The sequence below is a fragment of the Sulfitobacter sp. genome (assembly GCF_036961165.1).
In the GTDB taxonomy this organism is placed as follows: domain Bacteria; phylum Pseudomonadota; class Alphaproteobacteria; order Rhodobacterales; family Rhodobacteraceae; genus Sulfitobacter.
Genome location: NZ_JBALVJ010000050.1, coordinates 14,739 through 26,479, shown reverse-complemented (window position 1 = coordinate 26,479; position 11,741 = coordinate 14,739). Strand labels below are relative to the sequence as shown.

Below are 11,741 nucleotides of genomic sequence, written 5' to 3'. Positions count from 1 at the left end.
ACAGGCCAAGGGCAGCAACCGGACCAAGTCCACCGTGCGGGTTCGGGTCGAACACGTCTTCGGCGCGCAGACCAACGATATGGGCGGCACCTTGGTGCGCACCATTGGCCTGGTTCGAGCCAAGGCCAAGATCGGGATGAAGAACCTCGCCTACAACATGCGCCGACTCTGCCAGTTGCGTCGCATCAACCCAAACCCGGCGTGAGAAACGCTCGGGCAAAGGCGCAGGTCATGAGAAACCACCTAAAAATAGGCAGCGCGTCAACAGACCCGGTGCAACAATCCGTCAGCTGACGGTCTTGAGACGCGTTTCAGGGTACTCAAATCGCTCTGTCGTCGCGAAAACAGTCAAAATCGAGGTGCCCAAGAGAGTGTTCTTGGCTCATCGTAACCACTGAGGAGTGGAAGATGAGACAGACAACTGGAACACGCAAAAGTCCTGGCGAGAAGATCGTCAAAGATATCAAACGGGCCACGCGCAAGCATTACTCATCCGAAGAGAAGATCAGGATCGTGCTGGACGGTCTTCGCGGCGAGGACAGCATTGCTGAGCTGTGCCGCCGTGAAGGCATCTCACAAGGCATCTATTACATATGGTCCAAGGACTTCATGGAGGCCGGCAAACGGCGTTTGGCCGGCGATACGGCGCGCGCTGCAAACACCGATGAGGTCAAAGAACTACGCCCTGAAGCAAAAGACCTGAAGGAGGTGGTTGCCGAGCAGACGCTTGAGTTGCGTCTTCTCAAAAAAAGCATGCTGGGCGATGGGGGCGACCACGAATGAGATATCCCGCATCTGAGAAGCTGGAGATCATCAGGTTGGTCGAAGAAGGCCATCTGTCGCCCGTCAAACACTGGCCAAGCTCGGCATTCCGCGCACCACGTTTTACCGATGGTACGACCGATACCTGCAACGCGGTGAAGCTGGTCTTGCGGATCGATCGCCGAGGCCAAAGCACGTCTGGAACCGTGTCCCAACCGAGATAAAGCGTGACGTCATCAAGCTGGCGTTGCAGGAGACGGAACTGTCACCGCGCGAGTTAGCAGTGACGTTCACGGATCAGAAACGCTATTTTGTATCGGAATCCACGGTTTATCGGACACTCAAGGCCCACGATCTGATCACGAGCCCTGCCTTCATCGTCATCAAGGCAGCTAATGAGTTCAAAGACAAAACGACTGCGATCAATCAGCTTTGGCAAACAGACTTCACCTACATCAAGGTATTGGGCTGGGGCTGGTTCTATCTCAGCACGGTCCTCGACGATTACAGCCGTTACATCGTCTCCTGGAAGCTCTGCACCAACATGCGGGCTGAAGACGTGACAGATAAACTGGACCTCGCTTTGCAAGCGTCTGGCTGTGACCAAGTTCATGTCGTTCACAAGCCACGTCTGCTCAGCGACAACGGGTCAAGCTACGTCTCAGGGGATCTGGCGGAATGGTTGCAGGACAAAGGCATGAAGCACTCTCGCGGTGCGCCGTATCACCCGCAAACCCAAGGCAAGATCGAACGATGGCATCAGACCTTGAAGAACCGCATCCTGCTGGAAAATTACTTCCTGCCCGGTGACCTTGAAGCTCAGATCGAAGCCTTCGTCGACCACTACAATCACCAGCGGTATCACGAGAGCATCAACAACGTCACACCCGCTGACGTCTACTTCGGACGTGACAAAGCTATTCTACAACAACGCGAAAAGGATCAAACGAAAGACACTCGAAGCGCGACGCTTGCATCACCGCCAGCACGCTGCATAATGCAATCAACCAGATGAGCCGAACTCTCTCTTAGTTTAAGCCGCCTTTGGTTCCAAAAACCCTGACGACGGACAAAATCGCTTTCGACCGCCAGCTTCCCGATCTTCGCATGAAGCTCCTTGACCTCAGCCTCGTTGTCTTCCGCTCTTCGGACCTTGTCGGAAAACACGCCCGTCAGGCGATCAATCGCCTGACGCTTCCATGTCGTCACCTGCGTTGGATGGACCTTATGCTTGGCCGCGATCTCCTGCGCCGTCCTGTCTCTACGAAGCGCCTCAAGCGCCATCGTAGCTTTGAATTTGTCCGAAAAACTGCGTCTCTTGGTCATGTCTGTATCCTATCGTATTTTTTGGATAAATCTTAGCACGCTGTCTGAATTTACCGGACCCCTTCATCAGACCCGTCCGGATAGATAAACGCAACAGACCCCTTGGGAGACAGAAACTTAAGCGTGACAAAACAAGAAAACCTGCTTATTTTTAGATAAATTCCAAGACCAAAGGGGATTTTCGTGAGAACAGTATTTAAGACATTTGTCGGGTACTGCCTGTTGACGTTGATTTGCGCACCAGCGGCTGCAGAGTCGCTGTCCGATGCGGTGCGCTTTGCGCTCAAGGATAACCCATCGTTAAAAGCATCGCAGGCCGACATGCGCGCCACGACCTATGAAATGATGAGTTTGCGGGGCGAGTTTCTGCCAACCCTCGATCTGGTCAGTGAGTTTGGCTACCAGCGGGTTGACGATCACACAGCTTTGTCTGCGGCAGATAATGATACAACCAAGTCGCGTTCGCACATGGGACTGAATGGCAAGGTCGTGCTCTTTGATGGATTGCGCCGCGCCAATATGGTCTACGCCGAAGCGGCCCGCGTCGATGGTAGCATCTTCCGGCTTCTTGATACGTCTGAGACGCTGGCCCTGAATGCGACGGAGGCCTATATTGATGTCGTGCGCCACCAGACCCTTCTTGGGGTGGCCCACCGCAACGTGGCCAAGCATCGCGAAATTGGCCGCCGGGTCTTCGATCTGGTGGTGGGTGGCCGTCTGCCATACAGTGATGAGCTCACGGTAGACGACCGTATCACTGCCGCCCGTGTGGCGCAGCTGGAAGTTGAACGGTCCTTGCGCGACGCTTTGGCCCGCTATGCCCGGGTGATAGGGCGCGAGCCCTCGGGCGCGATGGCCCTGGCACGGGCGCGTGTTCCGGCGTCACTGGATGCGTTGACGCAGTTTGCGATTGCCAACAACAACAGAATTCAGTTTTCCCAAGCCGAAGTGGACCGCATCAAGTATCGCGAGCAAGCGGTGATGGCAGAAGCCTCACCTGTCGTGTCGTTCAACTATGGCCTGAACCGCGAGTTGAACCGCAACGGTGCAACGGGGCAACGAAACGACGCCTATATCGGTCTCGGCGTCACCTGGAAGCTGTATCAGGGTGGCCGCAAGGCCGAGCGCAATGCGATGGCAGAGCGCAGTTACAAAGCCAAGTATGAACGCCAGGTTGCCGTTCGCGATATTAGCGAACTGGCGACGCGGTCGTGGATCAATCTGACCTCAAATGCCGAGCGCGCCGCGTTCCTGTCGCAGCAGTTGCAGATCAACAAGGCCATCGTGATCGTTTATGGCGAGGAATTCGACGCGGCGAAGCGGACGCTGCTGGATTTGTTGGAAGTCGAGCGCAACCACTTCAATGTGGAGTTTCAAAAGGTCAGTTCCGATGCCAGCGTCGCCTTCAGCACCTATCGGGTTCTGGCGGCCCAAGGTACCCTGGCAGAACACTTTGGGATTAAGAGGACCGACATCGCGCCGATGCCGGGGTTCCAGAAGAAGGCCCTGATCTCACCCATGTCTGTGTTCGACGTAGCCATTGAGCCATTGAAATGACAGCGGCGGCCGATCCGGCCGCTTCGGTCCCGCCGGCCCAGCCCGGCGCGGACGCCATCGGCATGGACCCTGGGCAATCTTTGGTGCGCTGGATTGCGCACGCCTTCCACCGCCCGTTTTCATGGGCTGCGATAGCAGCGCGTATTCCGTCTGGCAGCGACCTGCAAAATCCGCAGGATCTGTCGCGCTCGCTTAGCGCGATTGGTCTCAAATCAGCGTTGGTTCCCCGCGACCCAGCTGCGATTGATCCCGTGGCTCTGCCTCTGGTAGTGTTTCAGAAAAAGGGCAGGCCACTGGTTTTGACGGCGGTCTCGGATGATCGGAAAACGGCAACGGTCGTTGATCCATACTCTGACCTGACCGAAGAATTGAAAATGCGCGCCCTGCGCCGTCGTATTCGGGTAGACCTCATGCTTGTCACGCCTTCCGAGGATCGGGTCAACAGCCGTCTGTCACCGGATGCAAAGCCATCCGTACCGATGCGTGGGCATTGGTTCTGGGCACCCGTCCGTGCGAACTGGAGCAACTGGGCGCAGGTGTTGCTGGCAGCGCTGTTGTTAAACCTGATGACACTCGCCCTGCCGCTCTTTGTTATGAATGTCTACGACAAGGTTATTCCAAACCTTGCATTTGTCACCCTCTGGACTTTGGCCATCGGGGTCGGGATCGCCCTGGCGCTCGATCTTGTAATGCGAACAATACGGGCCAATATCCTCGAAAACATCAGCCGCCGCGTGGATCTCAAAGTGGCATCTCGGCTGTTTCGTCAGGCGATGCAGGCACGCCTGCTCGCCAGACCAGGTGGCCCCGCCGGAATTGCCAGCACCATCCGGGATTTCGAGGTGGTGCGCGAGTTCTTTGCCTCTGCGACCTTTGTCGCTTTAATTGATTTGCTGTTTGTCGGAATATTTGTTGCTGTCCTTTATATGATTGTCGGCCCGATTGCTATTGTGCCTCTGCTTGCGGTGCCTTTGGTGATCGTTCTTGCCTTGGTCGCTCAGGTGCCGATCGGGCGCACGGCAGCCCGCGCGCAGCGCATGGCGACCAAACGGCACGTTGTTTTGGTGGAATCACTGGCCAGCATCGAAACCATCAAAAGCCTGAACGCAGAACCCGTAATGCAGCGCGAATGGGAAAACGCAGTGGCCGCATCCTCGCATATCAACGGGCGCACCAAATTCTGGTCCAATGTGGCCGCAAATGGAACGCAGCTGATCCAGCAGGCGGTCAGTGTGGTGATCATCGTCTGGGGTGTGTTCCTGGTGTCGAGTGGGCAGATTACACTGGGCGGGTTGATCGCGGCCAACATTCTTGCAGGCCGGGTCCTGGCACCGCTGAGCACCGTAGCACAAACGATTTTTCGAGCGCAATACGCGTTGAAGTCACTGGGGGCATTGAACCGTTTCATGGCGCTGCCTGTCGATCAGAGCGAAACCGTGACTGGCGATCTCCCGGTGAGGGCAGGCGGCGTCACCTTGCAGGCTGTCTCGCTGAGCTATCCGGATACGCAGGTCCAGGCGATACAAGAGTTGACTTTTGAGGTGCCGGCTGGTTCCTGCATAGCGCTGTTGGGGCGCGTGGGCTCGGGCAAGACGACCGCGGGAAAGGTGATAGCAGGGCTGCTACCTGCTGATAGTGGCAGTGTCTTGATTGATGGGATCGAGGTTGCACAATACGACCCGGCCGACCTGCGCGCAGGTATCGGATACCTGCCACAGATGCCGGAACTGTTTACCGGAACGCTGCGCGAGAACTTGATGATTGGTGCACCCAACGCCAGCGATGCGGACCTGATGCGGGCGCTGTATTATGCCGGTATGGACGAATTTGTTGCGGATATTCCGCAGGGGTTGGACCTGTTTATCGGAGAGCAGGGCAACCGGCTGTCAGGCGGACAAAAGCAGGGCATAGCACTTGCCCGTTTGTTGTTGCGAAAGCCCAAGACACTGTTTCTGGATGAGCCAACGAATGCGATGGATCAGCGCATGGAAACGCAGGTGGTGGCGCGCCTGGGCGCATTGAATGAGGCCGGTGTCGGCCTGATCCTGTGCACGCACCGCCAATCGCTGTCCAACATGGCGCAGCGCTTGGTGGTGATGGACAAGGGGCGCGTCGTAATGGACGGTGCACGCGCTGACGTCATGGCCAAACTTGCAGCGCTCAGCGCTGCAAAGACGGGATAGTAGCGCCATGTTTGGAAACCGGATTGAGGACGAATTCGCGAACTCCGTTTCAGATGCTCCGGCGGCGGTGGCGGACGGTGGGCCGGGGTGGCTGTTGCTGGCCATAGCGCTTGGTATAGGCGCATTTGTCTATTGGGCATCCATCTACGAGATTGAGGAAAGTGCGCGCGCCACGGGCCGTGTGATCCCCTCTCAGCAGACCCAGCTTGTGCAAAGCCTCGAAGGCGGCATTATCAGTGCGATCTTGGTGGCCGAGGGCGACGCGGTGGAAGCCGGGCAGGTCCTGATGCAGATCGACGATACACGATTTACCTCCGAACGCGGAGAGTTGCGAGAGCGCGAAACCGCAATCCAGGCAGAGGCCGCTCGGCTGGAGGCCGAGGCGAAATTTGCGACTGAGATGTCCTTTGACCCGGATCTTGTCGCCCGCAGCCCGCTGGCCACAGCGGCAGAACGCGAGGTGTTTCTGTCCCGGCGCGAACAATTGGACCTGGAGTTGGAAGTCCTGGAAAGCCAGCTGTTGCAGCGGCTCAGTGCCTTGCAGGAATTACTGGCAGAGCGCGAGCGAACCCGCAACATCTTGGCACCGCTGTCAGAGGAGATCGCCCAGACCGAAGATCTTGTATCCCGCGCGCTTGTGCCTAAGGTGGAGCTGTTGCGGCTCAAATCGCGTTCTGCGCAGTTGAACGGCGATATTGTTGTCAGTGCCGCGAGTGAACCGCGACTTGAGGCAGCGATTCTCGAAGCGCGGAACCAGATCAATGCAGCGCGATCCGCTTATGTTTTGACAGCGCGCCAGCGTCTGGCGCAGCTGCAGCTGGAACTGGCCGTTGTTGAGGAAACGCTGCTGACCGCCAATGACCGGGTTTCGCGTGCGCAACTGCGCGCGCCAGTGCGCGGCACCATCAACACGCTGGCCACCACCACGATCGGCGCGGTAGTGCAGCCCGGTGCGCCGCTGGTCGAGATTGTGCCGCTGGACGACAGCCTTCTTATCGAGGCCAATCTCGGGCCACGCGATATCGCCTTTGTCCGAACGGGAGAGCCCGCATCGGTCAAGATCACGGCATACGATTATCTTGTCTATGGGTCCTTGACGGGTAAGGTGGTCAGAATCGGCGCTGATACCATCACAACGCAGGAAGGCGCAGAGTTTTTCAAGGTCATCATCCGCACGGACAAGTCCTATCTGGGCGAGGCAGACAATCCGTTGCCCATCACGCCGGGCATGATTGCGTCCGTGGATATTCAGACCGGGCAAAAGACCGTCCTGTCCTATCTCACCAGACCCATTCTGCGCGCTCGGTCCGAGGCCCTGCGCGAGCGGTGATCACTTCTTGGTAAAGGCAAACACCCCATCCCAATCGTCTTCCGGAGGGTTGTCGCGAAAGGATGAGATCCGCGCACGGTATACCTCAAGATACTCTTCCATCCGCAGATCGAGTGCGTCAAACACCGGCGCCAACCGATCCATGATGGCCAAGGCCGCCGTCCAGTCCTGTGCGCGGTAGGCAAGCAGCATGTCCGAGTTGGTCGAGAAAGCTTCCTGAAACTGGGCTCTACCGCGAAGGGTCTCGTCCCCCACTAGACCGAAAATATTTTCAGGCAGGACTTTGCCCACCACGCGGATCATGTCCAGTTCAACAATTGCGAAGTCGTTGACGACGCGTTTTGCCGTGCTCTCACCCAGAATGATCGGCACACCGTAATACCGTGACTGCCCTTCCAGCCGGGAAGCGACGTTCACCGGATCACCAAGGGCCGTGTAGTCAAACCGCATATCACTGCCCATGTTTCCCACGACGCAGACGCCGGTGTTGATACCAATCCCCACGTTGATGGGATGCACTTTGCCGCTCTTGCCAATGGCAAGCGGTTTCATCAGTTTCCTGCGCCGTTCGTCTTTTGTCAGCTGCGACGCCGCCAGCCGTTCGCGGTTGAGCGTATCGACATCAGCAAGCATCTGCAGCGCCGACCGGCAAGCGGCGGTGACGTGATCGGGCGTGTCTAGTGGCGCGTTCCAAAAGGCCATCACCGCATCGCCCATGAACTTGTCGATGGTGCCGCGGGTTCTCAGGATTGCATTGGACAGGATGGTCAGAAACTGGTTCATCAGCGCGGTCAGCGCCTCGGGATCGTCCTTGTAGTCTTCGGCAATCGAAGTAAAGGCGCGTACATCGCTAAAAAGCAAGGTTAGTTCCCGCGTTTCGCCGCCCAGCGACAGCTGGCCTTTGTTTTTGCTTAGCTGGTTGACCAGATCGGGCGAGACATACTGCCCGAACGCGCCGCGGATTTCGCGGCGTTCCCGCTCTTCGCGCAGGTAGTTGACGAAAGAGATCAGGATGATCGTAATGCCTGTCGACATTGCCGGAAAGGATGGGTCGAGCAACACGCGTTCCGTGTAAAACAGATAATATGATATGCTGACATACCCGCCAACAAGCACGATTGAAATACTGATAAGCGCGCGTGCAGACAGGGCAGGGGCAAGGACGATCACCAGACTGCCCAATAGGATGGTCGTGATCAGCTCCACCGCGATAGAATAGTTGGGCCGGAGCAGCAGGCTTTGCGTCATAATGTTTTCCAAAACTTGCGCGTGGATTTCGACCCCCGCCATGGCCACCCCAAGCGGCGTGGCGCGGAAATCTTCCAGCCCTATTGCTGAGGTGCCGACAAAGACCAGATGCCCCGCGAGACGCCCCGCAGGCATCCGCCCGTTGAGCAGATCCGATGCCGAGACATAGCGCGCCTGATTGCTGGGAGTGAGATAGGGCCAGACCGTGCCATCGCTGGCGGTGGGCACCAGCTGGCGCGCCAGAACCACACCTTCGATGCCCGCCTCGTTAGTCCTGATGGCAAACGCCTCCCCTCCGGTCGCAACTCTGAGCAATTCAGGTGCCAGACCCAACCGAATTTGCTCCTGAACCAGCATCACAATCGGGACACGGCGGTAAACGCCGTCCCGGTCTGGTCGTGTAGTGAACATACCCCGGCCCGAAGCGGCCTGCTCCAGAACCGGCAGGTTTTGCACAACGTCGGGAAATTTCCAAAGATATGGCACCGGATCAGGCCCCAACAACGCGAATTGTGCTGGGGCCATCTCGCGTTTTTCGTCCCGGTTGCCTGCGACGGTCCGAACGCTGGTCTGCCCGACAATGACCCGCGCATTGGCAAAGCTGTCTGCCAGGATTTCGTCGTGGTCTGGCATGTCCTGTAAGATCTGCGTCAGCGCCTGGGGCAGGTCTGGGTTGTCCGACGCGATCTGACGCGGCGACAGGCGATCAGTCTCTGCAAACACGATATCGAATGCAATGGCAACGGCACCGTCTTGCATGGCGAGTCTCACCAGATTGGCCACTCTTGTCCGGGCCCAGGGCCATTGTCCGATTTCCTCAATGCTGCGGTCATCCAAATCTAGGATCGCCACCGGCAAGGGCGTATAGTCCCGTGGTTTTGATTGGTGATAGATATCAAAGGCCGCGTTGCGCAAACTTTCTATGGGCGCAGGATCACCTATCCGGATGGCCAGACCGAACAGCACACCAAAGAATGTGACAACCCGGACCCACCCCAACCAAACTGAAAAAAAACGTTGCATGTTTTTTGGTGCCGCCCGCGCCGACCCCCGGACGTGTTGCTGAAAATCAGCAACGATTTATCCGGTAGCTGGCCTCTAAAGGGTCAATGATTCGCTTGAAAAGTCAAATTCTGAGTAGGCTGAAAAGGAAAGTCGCTCGGGAAAAGTCGCATATTTTATTCAAAATGTGGGTTTGATTATGTTAAATTGCAAATTTTTTACCTAAGTGTGTCTTCGGTCATAGGTGCAGATATGATACGCGGCTAAACTTGGTCGGCACTTGAATTTTGTCGAGGCGAAGCCCATGGCGCTCATATTTGAACTACAAACCGATGCCCCAACACCGCAGCAATTTCTGTCGGCGCAATCTGATGGCACATTTGAAGTGCCGGACGCGGCGCTGCTCTTCAATGGCACGTTCTCACGCGCCGGACAGGATTTGCTGATCGCAAACGACGGTGCGGACACCCTGCGCATCGTAGACTATTTCGCGACGCCGGAGCCTGCAGACCTTTACGCGCCCGACGGTGCAGTCTTGCGCGGCGCGGCCGTGGAGCGTCTGGCCGGACCGATCGCGCCGGGACAATACGTACAAACCGGAACGACTACAGCCTTCGTGCCGATCGGTCAGGTCGAAGCCGTAAACGGTGATGCGTCCGTTCAGCGTGTCGACGGAATTGTCGAGCCGCTCAGCGTCGGCATGAAGATTTTCCAGGATGATGTGCTGCAAACAGCCGACGGCGGTAGCCTGTCGGTGACCTTTGTGGACGGCACGATTTTCACGCTGACGTCCGGCTCGCGGATGATCATTGACGAGTTGATCTATGACCCAGCTAGTGCCTCAAACACCGGTACGTTCAACCTCATCCAGGGCGGATTTGTCTTTATTGCGGGCCAGGTCGCCAAGACGGGTGGCATGGACGTCAACACGCCATCTGCCACAATGGGTATCCGCGGCACGACAGTCATTGTCGAAGTTCAGGCTGTGAACGGAGTGGTCGTCAGCGAAGTGTCCCTGACCCGCGATCCGGACGGGGACGTGGGCGAGATTGTCCTGCGCAACATAAACGGCGACGTGGTGGCCAACATCGTGGACACCACCAGCAAGTGGATCATGACTTCTGTCAACGGCGACGTGCGCCAGGTCGAACGTTCCCTCGCCGATGACGCCGAAGACAACCTGCTGATCGCCGAGGCCGTGGCGGCATACCGTTCCGCGTTTGCGCGCGTCGATGCAGGCGATACTTTCGTGACACTGGGAGATGCCAGTTCAGGAAATTCTGGCACGTCTCCAACGGAAGAAGGCCAGGAAAACTTCCAAGTGGATTCGATCGACGAACCGACCGGAATTAAAGCTGAAGAGCGCGAAGAACCGCAGCAGAACGACGAGACGGACGGCGGATCGCGCGATGAGGGCAATCTGTTGTTGGACGAGTTCGAGGTCCGGGACATCTCCGTGGCAGGTCTTGAGGACAACGCGGGCGCCATTTCCGGCGGTATTTTGGGCGTCGGCGCGGTAGCATCCGGACTTGTGTTCCAATTGACGAGTACGCCTGCCAACGGCATCGCAACGGTGAGGTCAGATGGTCAGTTTTCGTTCGCGCCCAACCTCAACTTCAATGGCCAGGACAGTTTCAATTATGCGGTGACGCAACCAAACGGCACAGTGGTCACTGGCACCGTTAGAGTGAATATCCTGCCGGTCAACGACAATCCCGATGTGACGGACGTTCAGACCACCGTCGAGGAGGATGGATCGATTACTGGCGTATTAACGGCGGGTGACATCGATGGCGATCCACTGACCTTTTCACTCGACGCCGGTGCAGCCAATGGCGGCGTGGTGTTGTTGCCCAACGGCACATACAACTACACGCCCAACCCAGATTTCTCAGGCGTGGACACGTTCCGTGTACTCGTGTCTGACGGGCAGGGCGGCACAGGGTTCGCCACGATTACAGTCACGGTAACGGGCACGAATGACGCGCCTGTCATCGACCAGGCGAACAACGCAGTCAGCGGCGGCGTGACCGAGGACGGTACGGCGGTGGCGACGGGCCAGCTGACGGCGACCGATGTGGATGCCGGACCTGCTCCGCAATGGAGCGGATCGACAGCAGGCACGCTGGGCAGCTTTGCGATCACCGCCGGCGGAACCTGGACGTATACGCTGAACAACGCCGCGGCGCAGGCGCTGGCACAGGGGCAGACGGTGACCGAAGTGTTCAGCGCGACTGCAACGGATGCCGCAGGTGCGACGGCACAGCAAGAGGTGCGGGTCACGGTAACGGGCACGAATGACGCGCCTGTCATCGACCAGGCGAACAACGCAG

At 57.6% G+C, this 11,741-nt stretch carries 7 protein-coding genes and 1 pseudogene; 6 read left to right on the top strand and 2 right to left on the bottom strand.

From position 1 onward, the window contains the following. Together V7730_RS16845 and V7730_RS16840 are read left to right on the top strand one after the other, a co-directional pair. Window positions 1-205 (top strand): transposase (locus tag V7730_RS16845; protein WP_335748756.1); only part of this gene is annotated, 205 nt, incomplete at its 5' end. A gap of 203 nt (window positions 206-408) precedes the next feature. Next, window positions 409-1,760 (top strand): annotated as a pseudogene (locus V7730_RS16840) (IS3 family transposase). Here the strand turns inward: V7730_RS16840 and V7730_RS16835 are convergent. After that, window positions 1,705-2,088 carry a transposase gene (locus tag V7730_RS16835; protein WP_335748755.1) on the bottom strand — a complete coding sequence of 128 codons (384 nt, stop codon included), beginning with the start codon at window positions 2,086-2,088 and terminating at the stop codon, window positions 1,705-1,707. The pseudogene V7730_RS16840 and the gene V7730_RS16835 overlap by 56 nt on opposite strands. A gap of 222 nt (window positions 2,089-2,310) precedes the next feature. Between V7730_RS16835 and V7730_RS16830 the strand changes: the two genes are divergently transcribed. From V7730_RS16830 to V7730_RS16820, 3 genes are read left to right on the top strand one after another with little or no spacing between them, the layout of a single operon-like run. After that, window positions 2,311-3,645, top strand: coding sequence for a TolC family protein (locus V7730_RS16830; protein ID WP_335748754.1), 1,335 nt, complete (start codon window positions 2,311-2,313; stop codon window positions 3,643-3,645). Further along, complete coding sequence (locus V7730_RS16825) at window positions 3,642-5,828, top strand: type I secretion system permease/ATPase (RefSeq protein WP_335748753.1); 2,187 nt, start codon at window positions 3,642-3,644, stop codon at window positions 5,826-5,828. Before V7730_RS16830 ends, V7730_RS16825 begins: the two co-directional genes overlap by 4 nt. A 7-nt stretch (window positions 5,829-5,835) precedes the next feature. Further along, entirely contained in the window at window positions 5,836-7,158 is a 1,323-nt protein-coding gene (locus V7730_RS16820) for an HlyD family type I secretion periplasmic adaptor subunit (protein ID WP_335748752.1), read from the top strand. Here the strand turns inward: V7730_RS16820 and V7730_RS16815 are convergent, their stop codons facing one another. After that, on the bottom strand, window positions 7,159-9,429 hold the full coding sequence (locus V7730_RS16815; protein WP_335748751.1) for a CHASE2 domain-containing protein: 2,271 nt from the start codon (window positions 9,427-9,429) through the stop codon (window positions 7,159-7,161). It lies immediately after the preceding gene. 283 nt (window positions 9,430-9,712) lie between these two features. Between V7730_RS16815 and V7730_RS16810 the strand changes: the two genes are divergently transcribed. Beyond that, window positions 9,713-11,741: tandem-95 repeat protein (locus V7730_RS16810; protein ID WP_335748750.1), on the top strand; the 2,029-nt coding region annotated here is incomplete at its 3' end.

Bases quoted from the DNA above. Each gene is read 5' to 3' on its own strand.
- V7730_RS16835 (WP_335748755.1), bottom strand. From the start codon at position 2,088: ATGACCAAGAGACGCAGTTTTTCGGACAAATTCAAAGCTACGATGGCG.
- V7730_RS16825 (WP_335748753.1), top strand. From the start codon at position 3,642: ATGACAGCGGCGGCCGATCCGGCCGCTTCGGTCCCGCCGGCCCAGCCC.
- V7730_RS16820 (WP_335748752.1), top strand. From the start codon at position 5,836: ATGTTTGGAAACCGGATTGAGGACGAATTCGCGAACTCCGTTTCAGAT.
- V7730_RS16815 (WP_335748751.1), bottom strand. From the start codon at position 9,429: ATGCAACGTTTTTTTTCAGTTTGGTTGGGGTGGGTCCGGGTTGTCACA.